At 39.3% G+C, this 18,221-nt stretch carries 14 protein-coding genes; 11 read left to right on the top strand and 3 right to left on the bottom strand.

Translation table 11 applies throughout. From position 1 onward, the window contains the following. Positions 1-8 precede the first annotated feature (8 nt). The 5 genes from ACU6U9_RS21705 to ACU6U9_RS21685 all read left to right on the top strand — a co-directional run bounded on the left by ACU6U9_RS21705 (position 9) and on the right by ACU6U9_RS21685 (position 6,085). Positions 9-1,649, top strand: coding sequence for an OmpA family protein (locus ACU6U9_RS21705; protein WP_446737039.1), 1,641 nt, complete (start codon positions 9-11; stop codon positions 1,647-1,649). Next, positions 1,609-3,237 carry a hypothetical protein gene (locus ACU6U9_RS21700; protein WP_446737038.1) on the top strand — a complete coding sequence of 543 codons (1,629 nt, stop codon included), beginning with the start codon at positions 1,609-1,611 and terminating at the stop codon, positions 3,235-3,237. Before ACU6U9_RS21705 ends, ACU6U9_RS21700 begins: the two co-directional genes overlap by 41 nt. Before the next feature lie 16 nt (positions 3,238-3,253). Further along, positions 3,254-4,144, top strand: a complete 891-nt coding sequence (locus ACU6U9_RS21695; RefSeq protein ID WP_446737037.1) for a formylglycine-generating enzyme family protein — start codon at positions 3,254-3,256, stop codon at positions 4,142-4,144. 18 nt (positions 4,145-4,162) lie between these two features. Beyond that, positions 4,163-5,047 (top strand): formylglycine-generating enzyme family protein, encoded by an 885-nt coding sequence (locus tag ACU6U9_RS21690; protein ID WP_446737036.1) that lies wholly within the window; start codon positions 4,163-4,165, stop codon positions 5,045-5,047. Between the two features lie 168 nt (positions 5,048-5,215). Then, on the top strand, positions 5,216-6,085 hold the full coding sequence (locus tag ACU6U9_RS21685; protein WP_446737035.1) for a BspA family leucine-rich repeat surface protein: 870 nt from the start codon (positions 5,216-5,218) through the stop codon (positions 6,083-6,085). 13 nt (positions 6,086-6,098) lie between these two features. Here ACU6U9_RS21685 and ACU6U9_RS21680 read toward each other — a convergent pair whose 3' ends face one another. Beyond that, positions 6,099-7,256 carry an IS3 family transposase gene (locus ACU6U9_RS21680; protein ID WP_446737034.1) on the bottom strand — a complete coding sequence of 386 codons (1,158 nt, stop codon included), beginning with the start codon at positions 7,254-7,256 and terminating at the stop codon, positions 6,099-6,101. A gap of 179 nt (positions 7,257-7,435) precedes the next feature. On the opposite strand from ACU6U9_RS21680, the gene ACU6U9_RS21675 reads away from it, so the two are divergent. Continuing rightward, the gene (locus ACU6U9_RS21675) at positions 7,436-8,644 is read left to right on the top strand and encodes an IS256 family transposase (protein ID WP_446733082.1); all 1,209 of its coding nucleotides are present in this window, start codon (positions 7,436-7,438) and stop codon (positions 8,642-8,644) included. Between the two features lie 134 nt (positions 8,645-8,778). Beyond that, on the top strand, positions 8,779-9,888 hold the full coding sequence (locus ACU6U9_RS21670; RefSeq protein WP_446737033.1) for a sterol desaturase family protein: 1,110 nt from the start codon (positions 8,779-8,781) through the stop codon (positions 9,886-9,888). A gap of 34 nt (positions 9,889-9,922) precedes the next feature. On the opposite strand, the gene ACU6U9_RS21665 is transcribed toward ACU6U9_RS21670, so the two are convergent. After that, positions 9,923-10,729 carry a hypothetical protein gene (locus ACU6U9_RS21665; RefSeq protein ID WP_446737032.1) on the bottom strand — a complete coding sequence of 269 codons (807 nt, stop codon included), beginning with the start codon at positions 10,727-10,729 and terminating at the stop codon, positions 9,923-9,925. A 230-nt stretch (positions 10,730-10,959) separates the two neighbouring features. Between ACU6U9_RS21665 and yegD the strand changes: the two genes are divergently transcribed. The 4 genes from yegD (at position 10,960) to ACU6U9_RS21645 (ending at position 14,769) form a co-directional block, all read left to right on the top strand. Next, on the top strand, positions 10,960-12,327 hold the full coding sequence (yegD, locus tag ACU6U9_RS21660; protein WP_446737031.1) for a molecular chaperone: 1,368 nt from the start codon (positions 10,960-10,962) through the stop codon (positions 12,325-12,327). A 409-nt stretch (positions 12,328-12,736) separates the two neighbouring features. Then, a complete protein-coding gene (locus ACU6U9_RS21655) occupies positions 12,737-13,195 on the top strand; it encodes a hypothetical protein (RefSeq protein WP_446737030.1) in 459 nt (152 codons plus the stop codon). Continuing rightward, a complete protein-coding gene (locus ACU6U9_RS21650; protein ID WP_446737029.1) occupies positions 13,171-14,304 on the top strand; it encodes a hypothetical protein in 1,134 nt (377 codons plus the stop codon). The genes ACU6U9_RS21655 and ACU6U9_RS21650 overlap by 25 nt, the downstream gene beginning before the upstream one ends. Positions 14,305-14,328: 24 nt before the next feature. Next, the gene (locus ACU6U9_RS21645; RefSeq protein WP_446737028.1) at positions 14,329-14,769 is read left to right on the top strand and encodes a hypothetical protein; all 441 of its coding nucleotides are present in this window, start codon (positions 14,329-14,331) and stop codon (positions 14,767-14,769) included. 251 nt (positions 14,770-15,020) lie between these two features. On the opposite strand, the gene ACU6U9_RS21640 is transcribed toward ACU6U9_RS21645, so the two are convergent. Continuing rightward, entirely contained in the window at positions 15,021-17,954 is a 2,934-nt protein-coding gene (locus ACU6U9_RS21640; RefSeq protein ID WP_446737027.1) for an EAL domain-containing protein, read from the bottom strand. Positions 17,955-18,221: the final 267 nt, after the last annotated feature.

The raw sequence follows: 18,221 nt of genomic DNA, 5'->3' as shown, positions 1-18,221 counted from the left end.
TATACATTATGAATAAAATAGCGACCTACCCTGTTGCCACTAACAATACGAATACTATTACGTTACCTGATAATAAAATCTACGATCTACTGTTCTCACCTAATGATATGCAGCTGATTGCTTTAGATAAAAAGGCGTTTGATAAGCTTAATGTTATTGAAGAAAAGCTAGATGGGGTCGCGTCTAAGCTTGAAGAATCTCGAGCCGATTGGAAGAATGAAGACAACACTAAAATGCTTGCAGCACAAACAGAAGTTCGCAAGCAGCTTATGGCCAGTGCAAATATCAAACACCCGGATGATGACGATGCAAAAGATATTTCTGCCATAGTAACAGGCGACAGTTTTAAAGAAGTGGTGCGGTTTTCACGTGACGGCCAATCCATTGCTAAATATTCACTGGTGCCGTCGGAATTTTTTAAAGAATTAAAAGATCGAAGCAAAGATAAAAGAGGGCCCAGTGTATTTTTTAAATTGCCAGTCGATGCAATAAAAACTGTAAAAAATCAGGCAAAAAAGGGGCAAGCTGAAGATACGCTCAGTGCTTTACGTTATACACCAGATGATGAAGCGGGTGATTCGTCTAAAAAAGTAGGCGAGCTAAATACTGAAAAAGTAAAAGAAGCGTTTGGCAAAGTTAAAACCAGCATTAAAAAGGAGTGGTCTATAGCGGATGTTTCTACTACAGGTCAAATTGGCTCTCGGTTATATACACGCTTCATTCCCGGCTTGCATAGTTTTTTGAATGACGATCAATTTGATATGTTGGATAAATGGATTGCCCATGTTAACAAAGATGCGAATGTTAGTGTTCACCAGTATGAAAAATATCAAGCCGATGCCGTAAAAGAATTGGATAAAAGCGACGCTGGCAGTGATGAAAAAGATGTAAAAAAAATATTCTTCCCAGAAAGCTGGGACAAGGTTAAGCGATTAGTAAAAGACACTTGGGGTGATAACTCTGAAATTTATAAAAACGTTGAGAGATTAGACTATAAAAAAGTCGATAAAAAGTCAGAACGTAAAAGCATTCGAGATGAAATTGAAAAATTAATATTACCCAGTACCATTTGGGATGGCAGCGCGGGTGCTCAGCTTATGCGCTACAGCGCAGGGGCTTCAATAAAAGCAGAGTTTGATATTCTAGCAAAAGGTAAGCTGGCCATTGGTGCAGAGGCTAAATTTGATGCGGCATTGGCCGAAGCAAAAGCCCAAGGCAGTTTGTATTTTCCGGATAATAATGGGCATGCATTAAAGCCCACTATTATGGTAAAAAAAGAAAAACTGGCCTTTAAACCCACTTCAAATACCTTTAAGCTGAATGAATCTTCCCCTTATTTTTCTGTAGACAGCAGCCTTTTAACGCCATCGGGAGCCAGCAATATTTTAAGCTGTTTAAAAAAATGGGACGAGATTGCCGAATATGTAGCGCGTGACAGTACGCAAAAGAAACATTTATACGTTCAAGTGGTCGGACATGCCAGTAGCACGGGGTCAGCAGACTATAATCACAAACTGGGTTTAAGGCGTGCCAGTATTGTGGCAGACGTTTTCAGCATGCAAAATCAACAATGGTTAAACCATTTTAAACGGGGTGTTTGGGGTGAAGATGAATTGGAGTTTTATAATTTACTCGAATCTCATACTTGATGGTAAAATTAAAACTAATCAAACCGTAAATTGGAATTCTATTGCAACTCTTAACAAAAAAGTGGCTTTAAATACGCAACTTAAAGCACTGGTGCCTGAACTTGAAAGCTATCGTGCATCACTTATACCACAGTTAGAAAAAACCATCTTCATTAGCAAAGATGACTGGTTCACCCGGCGTAAAAGCGCTAACCCAAACATTGAAGCCCCTTATAAAATTGAAGAGATCATTCAGAGCTACACCAATAATTTAAGAAGCTATGCCAAAAAAGACAGTGGCAGCCATCTTAATCTTCATAAAATACAATTGCATTCCACACCCTTTATCAGTGAAGGTGAATCGGATTTAAAAGTGGATGTTCCCAATGAAGTATTTGAAAATCGTCGCTGTGAATTCATCGCCTATGAGTTAGATACCGAAAAAACCACAACGGTTAAAGAGCCCACTGAAATTGATTTGGGGCATTTGCGTTGTCAATTAGAAGGGCACATATCAGCTTGGGCGGGAGCAAATTTACAGTTAGGGGCTCAGATCGCAGTGGCTGTGCCTAAAGGTACGCTAGCGCTAATGGCCATGGGAAAAGAGTACCATGCCACAGGCCAAGTGGGCGATGCCAAATACAAAGCGAAAGCAGCGGCCGAAGCTGAGGCCGTAGCCAAAGCGTTTGCAGGAGCAAAAGCCGAAGCCGGATTGAAAGCCAGTTTAGATTGGAAAGCTCCCAAAGCCACGTTTAAACCTTTGGGCAGTATTGGCTATACCGTCACGGCGCTGGCAGGCTTGGGTGGTACCGCTGAATTTAAAGTTGGGTTTGATCGAGAAAGTAATCGTTTTGTCTTAAAAGTCCATGCTGAAGCAGCTTTGGGGCCGGGCATTGGCGGACAACTGGATATCGTTGTGGGGGTAGGCCAGTGTTATGAATTTATTCAACTGGTGCACGGAGAGTTAGACAAACACGATTATAATTTCATTGATATGTTTGAACAAAAGGGTGATGAATCCGATTTAGACGTATTTGCCATATTCTCTGCTTGGTCTTGGAAGCTACTTAAGAATGGACATTTAATTTCGGCCGGTGCAACCGCAATAACCGGCGTCATTGCTCAATCCTCGGTGGAGATCTTAAGCGACGTACGACAGCTCGAAAGGGAGTGGAGCTTAGGCGAAAAACAACAAGAGAATACAGATGAATTGATTGAGGCGCTTAATAGCAAGCCAGAGTTAATTCAATACTTATCGCCAGAAACCAAAGGGCGGATACTGTATGACTTGATACATGCACCAGTGGACTATGTAGAAAAATTATCCAATTTGGTGAATCTTGATATGAATAAAAATCGAGAAGAAGCAGGCAAAACCTTGATTCTTAACGGGATTAAATCTCGACGGGATTGGCAAGAAACCTTAGAGCATCTAGCAGAAAAAAAGAATAATCAGTTTAAACCGAGCGTGACCCCTAATGCCAGCCTAGAGATCAAAGCACAGCGAGCCCTTGATAATGAAAACTTATTGAGACAAAACCTATTGGATGATGAAGATGATTGGAATGAAATTAATGAATTTATTCAAACCTTGCCCACTCGAATATAAACATAAAGATTAAACAATGATGAATCTATTAAATAAAAAAATCATTTTGATTGCAGTTGTGATCAGTGTATTAGTGGCCAGTGTCGGTTATTTTGCTAATGACCGTTATGAAAAATACCAAGCTGTGCAACTACTAAAAGCCCGTACCTTGCAGCAAATGGTCTTTGTAGAAGGGGGCACGTTTATGATGGGGGATGTGGGCTATATTGATGAAAATGGTGATAAACAATTCTTTGCACCAAGCCCTAAAGTATTCCCTGTGCATAAAGTGACGCTGACCAGTTATAGCATGAACGCACTAGAAACTACGTTAGGTGATTATGATATTTATGCAGATTATGTTGGCAAAGATACGGTGCAAGTAGGTTATCGAATGCACTTTTCAAAACAACACCCTGCCTGGGGCATGAACTGGTACGACGCTCGTGAATATTGCCAATGGTTAGGGCAAGAAATTGGCTACGTAATGGATTTACCCACCGAAGCCCAGTGGGAGTATGCCGCTCGTAGCCGTGGTTTGGCCGTAGCTTATGCCACTAATAATGGTGAGTTTGAGCGTGGCATTAATATTCGAGACTCAAAACAAAATGATTTTGAAATGCCGGTAGGCGCTTGGCCGCCTAATCCACTGGGTATGTACGACATGACAGGCAATGTGAATGAGTGGACAGTGGATTTATGGCATCCATATACGGAAGAAGCAAAAGTTGACCCTATGTATGATGATGGTGAAACCAAAAAATATGCAGAAAGCAGAATGTCTCGCGGTTTCGGTATCATAGGCGCCAGCGGTGGCATTAAGTTGTATAAACGTATGCTGGACGACCCTGAAAACACGGGGGCGGGTAATGGCATTCGTTGTGTTGTGAATCATCCAGAACCATTGCCTAAGCAGTTAAAAGATTAAATAATTTCAATAAAAATTATGAATCTATCAAATATAAAAAATATATCGATTGCAGTTTTGGCCAGTGTATTACTGGGCGGCGGTGGCTATTTCTCCTTCGACCGCTATGAAAAATATCAAGCCGTGCAAGTGTTAAAAGCCCGCACCTTACAGCAAATGATCTTTGTAAAAGGCGGCGACTTTATGATGGGGGATGTGGGTTATATTGATGAAAACGGTGACAAGCACTATTTTGCCGGGGATGCGGATGTATTCCCAGTACATCAAGTGACACTGACCAGCTACAGTATGAGCTCGTTAGAAACTACCTTCGGGGATTATGATGTTTTTACAAATTATGTTGGAAAAGACATGATTGCTAAAGGGTCGAGAGATAGAGCTCATAAACAACCTGATTCTCCTGCTTGGGGCATGAACTGGTACGACGCACGTGAATACTGCCAATGGTTAGGGCAAGAGATTGGCTACGCAATGGATTTACCTACCGAAGCTCAATGGGAATACGCGGCACGCAGCCGTGGCTTGGCCGTGGCCTATGCCACCAATAATGGGGAAGATGAGAGAGGCATAAATATCCGCAACCCTAGTGAGTATAAATTTGCAATGCCCGTGGGCTCATGGCCCCCAAACCCGCTAGGCATGCATGACATGACAGGGAGTGTGAATGAATGGACAGTGGATAATGCACATTCTTATACAGAAGAAGCAAAAATAGATCCCATTTTTGATGAATACATTGCTAAGAGGCCTAAAGTCACCAGAGGTTTCGGCATCATAGGCGCAAGCGGTGGCATTAAACTGTATAAGAGAATTATGGATTCACCAGAAAACACGGGTGCGGGCAATGGTATTCGCTGTGTGGTAAATCATCCTGAGCAATTGCCTAAGCAATTAAAAGACTAAATAGTTTCAATAAAAATGATGAATCTATAATCGGTTAATTTAACTGGAAAACTAAAAGGCATATTTTGTTTGGGTTTACCTGAAGCGGTTGTATCGCTTATTTTTTATGTGTGATTTCGTTACATACTCCAAATAATTATAATACTCACGCTATTAGTTGGTAATAAAATGAATTTATTTATGGTTGTTATGAATAATAAGTTAAATATATTTATGTTATTTATTATTGTTATCTTAATAAATGGATGTGATAAAAACTCAATAGATGGTGAAGAAAAAGTAATCTCGGTAATCGATAGAGAGCCTCCAAATATTTCGTTAATCGATGATGAAAATATATATTTAACTGTAGGTTCTTTGTATATAGATCCGGGAGCTGTAGCTAATGATAATGTCGATTTAGATGTCAATATTTCAGTACGTGATGACGTCGATGCATCAAGAATTGGACGTTATGTTGTTACTTATAAGGCTGTAGATCAGGCTGGTAATTTAGCTTTATTGAATAGAAATATCTATGTCCTAGATCCAAAGGCTTTTGTCACGACTTGGAAAGTAGGTGAATCTCCATATAAAGAAGGTAACCATCTAAAAATTAATACAATAACCTCGGATCAAAATTACAATATAGACTGGGGAGATGGTTTTGTTAGCGAAGGTGTTGCCGGTTCAATTAGTCATCATTATGTAGATTCAGGAATATACACAGTGATTATTACAGGCGATTTTAAAAATATTAAGGTCGGTCATTATGAATCTCATAAATTATTAACTATTGAGCAGTGGGGGGATATTAAATGGACGACAATGGATCATGCCTTTTCGGGTTGTCATAATCTAAAATTAAATGCAATAGACTCGCCAAATCTTGAGTTAGTAAACAATATGCGAGCTATGTTTAATATGGCAGAAAATTTCACCGGTGATGTTAGTAATTGGGATGTATCTTCCGTAGAGACAATGGTAGCTATGTTTATGAGAGCATCATCATTTAATAGTGACTTGAGTAGATGGGATGTGTCTGTAGTGGTCAAGTAAATCTGGCCACAGTTTAAGAGGCTTGAAAGAATAATCCTTCTGCCTCATTTGGAGTCTTCCCATTATTATGCTGGTGTGGTCTCAACTGAGAATAATAACCTGCGATATAATTTGTTATCGAATATTCAGCCTCAGCAAAATTGCTATACCCATATTTCGGCATCCATTCTGTTTTTAAGCTTCTAAAAAATCGCTCCATTGGTGCATTATCCCAGCAATTACCTCGACGACTCATGCTTTGTTTTATCTGGCAGCGCCATAGTGTTTGCCTAAACTTTCTACTGGTGTAATGCATACCTTGATCGGAATGGAACATCACTCCTTTAGGTTGCCCTCGGCTTTCATAGGCATGTTGTAAAGCTTTACTGGTTAACTGACTATCTGGCGATAATGAGAGCGCCCAGCCAATTAGCTTGCGGGCGTATAAATCCATTACCACAGCTAAATAAGCCCATCTTTTCCCGATCCAAACATAAGTGACATCACCACACCAAACTTGATTAGGTGCGGCCACATTAAACTGGCGATTAAGTAAATTGGGCACTGCAAGGTGCTCGTTATTTGCTTTCTTGTACTTCGGCGCAAAAGGTTGTTTGCTAATTAAATCCAAGTACTGCATGGCTTTTCTTGCCCTGTAGCGGCTTAATTTAATACCTGATTGAGTCACCATCGTACTGATTGTTCTAGCGCCCGCAGAGCCGTTACTTAGCCTGAACATTTCCCGAATTCTACTATGCAACTCAATCGTTTTAGAGGTAAGTTTTTCTGGGTGACTTAACCAATATTTAAAACTACTGCGATACACTTCAAATACATTGCATAGCTTCGTAACGGCGTAGCTCTCTTTCAGCTTCTGGACTAACGAGAACCTCTCATCGAGTCCGACATCAAGAGAGCGGTAGCCTTTTGTTAGGATTTCTTTCTCTTCTTCAATGTCTTTAATTCTCTTTTCCAGCTCACGAATTTTGATTTGATCAGGGGTCATTGGGGATGCTGCTGGTATTCCACCATCACGTTCAAGTTTGAGCTGTCTTGCCCACTTATCGACGGTGGATTTACCGACATTCATTAACTCAGCAGCTTCGCGTACAGAATAATTTTTATCAACGATTAGTTGTGCAACTTCTAAACGAAATTCGGGTGTAAAATGCTTTCTACCTTGCTTACTCATATGTCACCTAAGATACTTATGAGGTGATGATATCACCTCTATTTAGGTGGCCAAAATCACTGTACCACTACAGTCCTCGGTAACTGATATGAGTGGCATGTTTTATTCTGCATGAGGCTGTAGATAAATCTGTGTAACTGCTTATCATCAAAGCCAGAAATGGCTAAGGATAGGCATCAATGAACAAAGAAGCACTAGAAGCCTTTGCCCGCGAAGCGGCAAAGGGTATTAAAACAGAACAAGACCTTAATGAATTTCGTCAGATGCTCACTAAAGTGACAGTTGAGCGGGCTTTAAATACTGAGCTTGATGAGCACCTTGGTTATGAACGGAATGAAGAATCCTCTAACTCCAACAGCCGCAATGGCACCACCAGTAAAACTTTACGCACCGAAGATGGCCAGTTTCAACTAGATACCCCTAGGGATCGCGAAGGCTCTTTTAATCCTAAATTAGTAAAGAAAAATCAGACTCGGTTTACCTCGATGGACGATAAAATTTTATTTTTATACGCCCAAGGCATGACCACACGAGAAATCGTTAAAACGTTTAAAGAACTGTATAACGCAGATGCCTCTCCAAGCCTAATTTCAAAAGTCACTGATGCGGTCATTGAAGAAGTGATTGAATGGCAATCTCGTGAATTAGATGCGGTGTATCCCATTGTTTATCTTGATTGCATCGTGCTTAAAATTCGTCAGGACAAACAGGTGATCAATAAATCAGTTTACCTTGCCTTAGGCGTCAACATGGAAGGCCACAAGGAGTTATTGGGCATGTGGCTATCTGAAAACGAAGGGGCTAAGTTCTGGCTAAATGTTCTGACTGAGCTGCAGAATCGTGGTGTGAAAGACATTCTCATTGCTTGCGTGGATGGCCTGAAGGGCTTTCCAGATGCTATCAATGCCGTCTATCCAGAAACGCAAATTCAGCTGTGCATCGTGCACATGGTGCGTAACTCAGTGAAGTACGTTCCTTGGAAAGATTACAAAGCCGTCACCGCTGATTTAAAGAAAATTTACCAGGCCGCGACTGAGGAAAGTGCCTTGCAATCACTGTCTGATTTTAGTGAGAAGTGGGATGGTCAATATCCACAAATCAGCCGATCTTGGCGTAATCACTGGGAGAATTTAAATACGCTTTTTAACTATCCTGCTGATATCAGAAAAGCCATTTACACAACCAATGCCATTGAATCTCTGAACAGCGTTATTCGAAAAGCGACGAAAAAACGAAAAGTATTTCCAACAGAAGAGTCGGCTAAAAAAGTGGTTTACCTTGCGGTACGACAAGCTTCGGAAAAGTGGACTATGCCGATAAGAAACTGGAAAACGGCCTTGAACCGATTTATGATCATGTTCGAAGACCGTTTGAAAGATTACATTTAAAACTGGCGGTTACACAGAATTTTGAACACTACCCTAATGCAGGTTATCTCCGTTTATTCACAGCCCTTGACTACTGACTAACCCTACCGTTTCAGTTATTCTTGCCCTTATTTTTAAACACATATGGCAAGTACATGCTTAATAAAATCTTCAAAGAAGGCCACTTACAAATTGGCCAAGGTCAGGTGAGTGGTTATATCGCCTGTTTTTTAGGTATATTAGGTTTTTTAGGCGTGATTGCCTTTCACTTTCCTGAATACCTGACCACACCTGAGCTGCGTAAAAACTATGACGTTGCTACTTTACGCATTGTTCTATTTTATGGCTTAGTAGTGGCGGGCAGCTTGGGTTTACTCAATTTTGTGCGTAATAAAAACAAGCGTTTGGGTACAGTCGCGTGGGTATTTGTGGCAGGTGCTATTTTATTAGGCGGGCATCGTGTACCGGTGGGTGATTTCCCAGATAATACGCCTTATATCGGCTTAGATTGGTTTATCTTAGATTTACTTGGGTCGACTTTGATCTTTGTATTTATTGAGAAAATACTTCCTTTTCGCAAGCAAGCTATATTCAGGCCTCACTGGAAAACCGATTTTGATCATTTTTTTATTAATCATTTATTAATCGGCTTTGCATTATTGGTGGTCAACCAGTTTGTTAACCAAGCGCTTGGCTGGGCGATTAATGAAGACACCCAAGCGTTTATTTCGTCGCTTTATTTTCCGATTCAGCTATTTTTAATTTTATTGGTTGCCGATTTAGCCCAGTATGTTTTTCATCGTATTTATCACGAAGTACCTTTGTTCTGGCGCTTGCATTCGGTTCACCATAGTGTGAAACACATGGATTGGTTAGCGGGTTCTCGTCAGCATATTATCGAGTTGCTGATTACACGTTCAATGGTGTTAGCGCCCATTTTCTTATTGGGGTTTGATAAAACAGTGATTGATACGTATGTGATTATTGTCGGCTTTCAGGCGGTGTTTAACCACGCCAATGTGAACATTAATTTTGGGCCGCTTAAGTACATTATTGTAACGCCGCAATTTCATCATTGGCATCATGCTTCTGATGAAGCGGCCATTGATAAAAACTATGCGGCTCATTTTTCATTTATCGATTATTTATTGGGTACGGCTGTGCGTGGCCAAAAAGAGTGGCCTGATCATTATGGTGTAAAAGGGGATTACGTGCCGGATGGTTTTTTAAAGCAGCAGGCGTTTCCGTTTACTTATAAGGGTTAAATTTTACAGCGGCCAGTTGGCCGCTTTTTTTATGTTAAAATGTCAGATTCAGGCCCGTAAAAAAGCCATTAATCGTAGTTGAGCCCGCTGACCATTTTTTGTAACCAGCCGTCACGCCAAAGTATTTATAAGCTCCCGCACCTTGCCAGTTTATACTGAATTGATGTTCGGATAATTGGCCACCGTTATAACTTGACCATGTTGGGTAATATTCCAAGTGCACATTACGGTGGACTCTTAACCGTATTGGCATGGCAAATACTTCACCTTGGTGGGTTTGGTTGCCGTTCATTTTGCCTTTTCCTAACGCAAAATCCCAACTGAGATTATTCCCTAGGCTCATACGGTAATGAATTAATGTATTGCTCAGGGTGAGCTTATCGCCGTCTTCATTGAGTGTGTTTTCTGAGTAGCTGAGGCCAAACATACCATACCCTAATTCAATGCGGTTTAATTGTGCACTGATATCATCGTCTGCGTTAAGCCAGTGGGACGTATAGCCAAAGCTAGGTAAAATAGGGTCACCTTCTTGGCGAAATAAAGAGCGACCACTTGTTTTACGGTGTTCTTGATAGCGCATTTGGCTATTGATCCCTCCTTTAGCCACCACTTCGGCGGTGCTGCCCACGACCTCTGCGGTAATATCAAATACTATCTCGGCTACGACTTCGGCAATGGCGCCAGATATTGAGGATGAACCGGAATCACGGCTTGATGTGCTATGGTTTGATGATCGCTTTTGGGCAGGCTTCGTCGCCTCAGCTTCTAAGTTATCAAGTGATCCTGCCATAGTCATACTTGAAAATACGAAGGGTAATAGGATTAAAACCTTAGATGACATGCCATTCCTTTTTATGTCAGCGTGCATTTGTTAAAGGTATGACTTTATTTATGAGGTTCAATTCCCCTATTAAGTCAATAATATATAGGACAATCTGTTTTGTTTTGTTTTGTATTGTGTGCAGTGGGTGAATTATAGTCAATCTCTTTAATTGGTGGCTGCATCTCTGGCTGAAATTTACGTAATATGCTAATTTGCGCCACTTTATTGATATAGGCAAAGAGGTCAGCATGATCACAGGCTTTGACTTTGGTACATCTAACTGTGCTATGGGCGTGTTATCTGAAACACAGCAGGTTAAATTGTTGCCGTTAGAGCAATCAAAAGCGTTTATGCCTTCTACTTTGTATGCGCTTGACCGTGAGCTCATCGCAGAACAAGTTGCACTGCAAATATCAAATCCACAAGATAAACAGCACTTTATGGAGTCACGCCGAAACGCGTTGAATCGTGCCCGTCGCGTGCGTCATGAAGAAGGATTTGCCACAGATGAAACATGCTTATTTATGGGCCAAGCCGCACTTGATGAATACTTTGCTTGGCCAGGCGAAGGCTATTTTGTTAAATCGCCTAAATCTTTTTTAGGGGCCAGTGGGCTAAGTGATTCGGCGATTCATTTTTTTGAAGACATTGTTACCGCCATGATGATGGCTGTTAAACAACGCTCGCAGCTTACAACCCAGCAAGATATAACCCATACAGTAATAGGGCGCCCCGTTAATTTTCAAGGTTTAAATGCTGAAAAAAGTAACCAGCAAGCCATTGCTATTTTAACCACAGCGGCAAAACGAGCGGGTTTTAAAGACGTTGAGTTTTTATATGAACCAATCGGAGCGGCATTAAATTTCGAACAAGACTTAACGCAAAATAAAACAGTATTAGTTGTCGATATTGGTGGTGGTACAACGGACTGTGCCATGGTGCGAATGGGACCGGATCATCGTCATACAAATGAGCGCCAACAAGACTTTATTGGACACACGGGTGAGCGTATAGGCGGTAATGATTTAGATATTCAATTAGCCGGTCAGCAGTTTATGCCATTATTTGGCATGTTATCAAATCTTAAAAGTGGTTTGCCAATGCCAACGCAAACATTTTGGGATGCGGTACGTACAAATGATGTCGGTGCACAAACCGCATTTAACGATAAGGCTAATACGCATCTATTGCAGCAATTATTACGAGAGACAAGCGAGCCTGCTTTGTTAACACGCTTTATTAATATGCGTAATGATAAACAAAATCATCATGTGGTACGCAGTGCAGAACAAACAAAAATAGCGCTGTCTAATGATATGAATACGGTTGTTGATTTAAGTTATTTAGAGTCGCAGTTTGGCTGCCAGGTTTCACGTGATCAATTGGCGCAGGCGATTGATCGTCCAATGAATAAAATGACAGACCTAATGCTAGATGCAATCAAACAAGCCGGTACTCAGCCAGATTTAGTGTATGTGACAGGTGGTTCTGGTCAATCACCCATTATTCGTCAAGCAATACAGGAAAAACTGGGTGATATTGAAATTGTCGACGGTGATCACTTCGGTAGTGTGGCATCAGGATTAACGGTTTGGGCAGGCCAAATATTTAAGTAGTGTGCTTTGGTGATACATTGTTTTATACCTATGTAGGTTGTTATTAACGTATATAGGTATCAATATCGACGTTGAATCCACTCTTTTACTCTGCTTGTTTAATGTATCTAGCGGCTATCTTCATTTCTTTTTATAACGTTTTATGTTTTTTAACATAGTCTATATATCCCACTATTTAGCTTAATTCTAGCCATAGACTTGATAAGTCAGTTAGATGTTTAACGGCTTACTAGCAAATTTCAATATTAATACAATAGTCCAATTTAGGGTTTTTAATGTATTTCTTAAAATACATTAAAAACATAGGTTAAAAATGCAGATGATTTATGACAAAACCCTAAATTGAACTATTGTTGGAAAAACATATTCCCTTAGTATATCAATGAACACTGGTATTAATGAGGGATGTATGTCTTTAACAAATGGTCATTACTATGGCGTTTCGATTGAAACGGAAGAATGTGAATACGAGCTTGATGTCGAGGTCAACGAAGATAATAACCATATAGATGGTAAACGAACGCTTTGTAGTGACCAGCAGCCTGAAGCACCGGATGATTCCATCGAAGGTCAAATTAAAGATGGCATTGATAAAATTAAAAAAGGTGGTTGGAAAACGGCACTCTCTCTTGCTAAAAAAGCCGCGACGGATTATTTACAGGATGAAAAACAAAACCGTTCTGAAAAACCAGATGCTCATTATAAAGACCCAATGAACCCTGAGTATGCATTTGAATTAACCAGTAGTGACAAGGTCACATATTCTCCTATCCCATTATTAGCGGATAAAGAAAAAAGAATACAGATGTTTATCAGTATCGTTGTGGTAACTCCTATGGTGTATTGTTACGTAAATCTGATGATGTGATATGTGATGTGAGCTTTACTTATCCCTCACATGAATATGCCTCTAAGCATTACCCAGAGCAGCATGTAGGTCATAGTGTACCTGACTGGCGTCGTGAAGATGACGTGCTACATAAAATGCGTATTCATTATCTTTCGAAGGATAAATCAAAAGCAGAAGCAGCAGCCAAGAGTGCCGATTTTGATAAAGAAAAAGAAGCGTATTATTCAGTTGACCTATCCTCTACTCGTTCGAATGAAAAGACACGCTTTAGTTTTCCTGATCTTAACTTAGATGAAATTACATGCAGTATTGGCATGAGCTTTATTCATGGTTGGTATTTACCAACAAAAACAAAACTAGGTCGCCAAATTCAATACAACTGGGATGCACTGCGCGTATCGGTTACACAATCTAATAATATTATTAGCCGAAAAGTTTGCATGATTAGTACTAGAGGTCGTGAATTAATTAACTCAATGAATAATCAATTCGAGTTAATGGATGGTGGCTATTTAGCCGAAGTAACAGAAGGGCATTACGAGTTACAGGTCGGTATATATAAAAATGAAATGCTGACCTATCCATTTGAAGTGATTCGGGTTGATTCAACCGATACCCGTTCAAAAGATCAGACCTATTATGTATTGAAAACACCTGAAGACGATTATGCCAAAATAAAATATTGTCAGGATTCATTTCAGCTTGATTTCCGCTACCCATTAAGTCACTTAGCTCGAGAAAAAGGATCTGTTGAGCAGTTTAAAATCAGCTGTAAAGTCATGCGTGATGGTAAAGCATGGCCTGATTATGAGATGAGTGAGTTTGATGCAAGCGGCATGGATGACGAAATTGATGTACGCAATAACCCTCGGTGGGCAAAAAACTCAGTTTTATTACAAATTCCCTTTGGTAGTACCCGTGAGTACCAAGGTCGTAAAGCAGTCCCTGATGGAATATACACTGTGCATATTGATGTTGATGGGGCTGAACGAGATCAAGTTAAGTTTGAAGTTAAAGATGGCAATTTAACAACCCAAGGTATTTCGTACCCACAAAACCTAGCCATAGCGGACTTTGATCTTCCTGAAGAGCATCATGGTTATTATTTATTCCCATTAACTAAATAGCGCTTAATAATTGAGGTTTGTACTATGAAAAAAGTTGAAATATCGGCAAGATTTATGTCAGGTTTTGTTGGTTTGGTCGTCTGTTATGCGCTATCAATTTACTTCTTTTGGGATAGTCAAATCTCAATTAATGGCTTTCGAGTTGACCCAGAGCACAGTCGTGTCACAAAAGCCCTCTACTTTGCACTTGGTCGTGATAATGCAAAGCCTGTTGGGGTTGTGCTTGCATTTTTGAGTGTGCATGCAAGCTGGGCTTGGCGTTATCTTGCTGGTGATATAATTGAGCGATTATGGCGTAAATTTTTCTTGTCTAAACAAGATAATATCTCTGTATCAAATCATGATATTGAGATGCCTAATAAAAATATGATCCATGGTAAAAAGGAACTGTCTCAATCTTTAGATGATGCAACCTATTTACCTGGTGCTCCAGTGAAACGAGATGATCGAAAAAACGAAGTCTAATATAATGATATTTGGTGTCTCGTTAAACGACATTAACGAATCACCAAATATCGAAGTACAAGATAGCAAAGACAGTGTTACTTATATTGAAAAAAAGACTGGGAAAAAAGTAACCATAAATAAAGTATCAACAACACTTAATATTAATTGTGATTAGAAGATATAGTTTTCTATGATATAAAAATTATATCTAGATATTTATATCTTTCAATTGATTAATTTATGATGGTTTTACTAAGATTGTTGTTATTTTATTTTTTATTTAAGTCATCCATTATACGTTGTTCAACAGTATCTACCGACATAGGACGGCCTAATAAAAAGCCTTGTCCTAGTGTGCAATGCAGACTTTTTAGCACGTTATACTGCTCAATTTCTTCAATCCCTTCTGCGACAATCTCCATATTGAGATTATGCGCCATGGCAATGATGGCAGATACAATTGATAATGAATTTTTATCGGTTAATAAACTATTAGTAAATTCATAGTCAATTTTTAATATATCAAATTTAAATTTACGCAGGTAACTCATAGAAGAATAACCCTTACCAAAATCGTCCAGTGAGAGCTTAACCCCCATAGCTTGTAATTTTTTAAAAGAAGATTCAATTTCAGGACTATTCTCCAGTAAAACCCCTTCGGTTATTTCTAACTCAAGGGCACTGCCATCATTACCTGATTGTTCCAATGCTAGGTTTATTTGATTAATCAGGTTAGGAGAACGAAATTGCCTTGGTGATAAATTAACCGCCATACTAAACTGTGTATTAAAGCGTGTATTCCATTTTTTTAAATTATTGAGCGCTTCATATAAAACAAATAAGCCAACGTTTTCAATTTCACCATTTTCTTCAATTATTGGGATAAACTCATTAGGTGAGATATTGCCAAGGGTAGGGTTGTTCCACCTAAGTAACGCCTCGAAGCTGACAATTCTATTTGTTCTGAATTCAATTTTCGGCTGATATACCACATTAAACTCATTATTAGTGAGTGCGCTTGATATGTGGTTTTCAATTTCTAACTTCCTAGCACTTAACTTATTTAGATTACTTGTGAAGAATGAATAAGTACCTTTACCTTCCGTTTTTGAAAAATGCGTTGCTGAATCGGCATTCTTGAGCAGTACCTCTGGTGACTTACTGTCTTGCGGATAAAGCGATATACCAATGCGTACGCTAATAGAAAGTGAGTGATCATCAATTTTTACGGGCTGGTCAAAGTTATCTAAAATCCGTTTTGAACTAATGGCTGCATCTGCCTCATCCTGAATATGAGGTAAAATAATTAAGAACTGATCACCCCCTAAGCGTCCGAGAATTGAACCGGCCTGAATTGAATTTGATAATCGAGATGCAATATTTTTAAGTACACGATCACCTATTTTATGACCTAATGTATCGTTAATGTGCTTGAAATCATCGATATTGACTGAAAGCATTGCAATCATACTGCCAGATTGATTGCTTATTATTTGAGAAAATCGGTCTAACATTAAAAAGCGATTAGGTAGATCGGTAAGTTGATCATGGTAAGAATAATGATCAAGAATATCCATATGCTTTTTTATGTTTCTTTTAAGTGAATAATTCCAAAGTAATATAAGAATAATAATAATACTTGAGATAATGACTACTTGAATGACCAGTGTGTAATCAGTCATTACAGGGTTACTTAATGCGAGCCACTTGTTAGTGATTTCTTTTTGTTGTATTTCATTAATGCTATCAAGGCCTTTTTGCAAGATATTGACGAGAATTGGCCAATCCTCACGTACGGCAAAATGTAATGTTTGCGTTTCGTCTGAAACCGAGGCCGCCACTCTTAAGTTATTTAAATTTAGTTTTCGAATCCAATAAGTTGCTGAGGCAACATTGCCTACGAAAGCATCGACGTCTCCACCAGATACCGCTAATAATGACTGTTCAAGTGTGTCAAAGGTGATTGGTTTGATATCTGTATTTTTAAGCAAATAATGGTGGTGAGATGTTTTTGCCTGTGTCGCGACTTTTAGATTTTTAATGTCATCTAAACCCATAATAAACGACGATTTATCTTGGGTGACAATAACACGATGAAAGTTTAAGTAAGGCTGTGTGTATGTTAAATATTTAAGACGAGCATCGGTTTTATCTACCGCAGGTAATACATCTATACTGCCTTGCTTGGAGGTTTTGATGACTTCTTTCCAGCTTAGGCCCTTGGTGACCTGCATATTTAAATTTAAGCGTTGATTGAGCAAGCGAACATAGTCAGATGCCATACCTTGATATTCTTCGGCGGCCATAAACTCAAATGGTGCAAATTCTGGGTCAATACCGAGTCGAATGCGAGGGTGTTCATCGATCCATTTTATTTCTTCTTGTGTCAGTTCTATTTCTTTTAGATTCTCAAGGTATTCAATGGGTAGCCACTTGGCACGTAGATGAATGATTTCACTTTCGGGTATGGTTTTGAGTGCTTTATTTAATATTTTAGCGAGTTCAGGTTTGCTTTTGTGAACGGATATGCTTTCGGGGGAGTTTTTTTTATCATAAATACTGGCGAATTTAAGATTGCTCATTAAGTACTTATTTCGATAATAATAACCGGCGCCTAAAAAGCTAATAGTCGCATCTGCTTTGTTGATCGATATTGCATTTAAAGCATCGAGCATGTCATCAACATAAATGGGCTTAATTGATGGAAATTCTTCAAGAATTCTTTTTGTATACTGGTAGCCCCTCACTAAGACAACACGTTTGTTTTTTAGATGTTGTTTTCGATGAATACTATAATCATGAGCTTGTGTAATGATGACCAGTGATTTAAATATATAAGGGTCAGTGAAATTGAACCATTGCTCGCGCTCAGGTGTGTTGACCATAGTTGCAACCACATCAACTTCACCACGTTGTGCTGTGGGGTAAATCGTTTTCCAGGTTGTTTCTGTATGAGACTTAAAACTGACCCCTAAACGCTGTGATAATAAATCAAATACATCAATAGAAAATCCCTCTAGCTCACCTTTGTCGCTCATAAAACTATAAGGTGGAAAGTTACCATCAAAAGCAACGCTGATATGGGTTTGATTGCTAAGCCATTTTTGTTCTGATGGCGTTAAATAGTCAATGTCTGAGCTACTATGACAAATCTGAGGGATAAGTGCTGCAATGATTAGCCATAAGTAGTGCGCTATCTTCATGCTCGTTTTGCCCAAATTTATTATTTATTCTATTTAGTCTAACTAATAGTAGTCTTGGATACTGCAGCTGGCCTGTACTTAGGCTGATATAGTCTATTTGAGTGCTTATATTGGGTTAAGAAGTAGCTCTATTCCGCCACAGATGCTCTATTGTGGTAAGTGCTTGAGCTTATCTATTAATTCATACGTTTAATGTATGATAAGTAAATAGCGAAATAACAAGAGGTTCAATTTTTTTATTTCAAATAGCTATAAAAAATAATCATG

The sequence above is a fragment of the Pseudomonas sp. HK3 genome, assembly GCF_052920985.1.
Note: the sequence above shows the minus strand (reverse complement) of the source record. Positions and strands in the feature narration are given on the sequence as shown.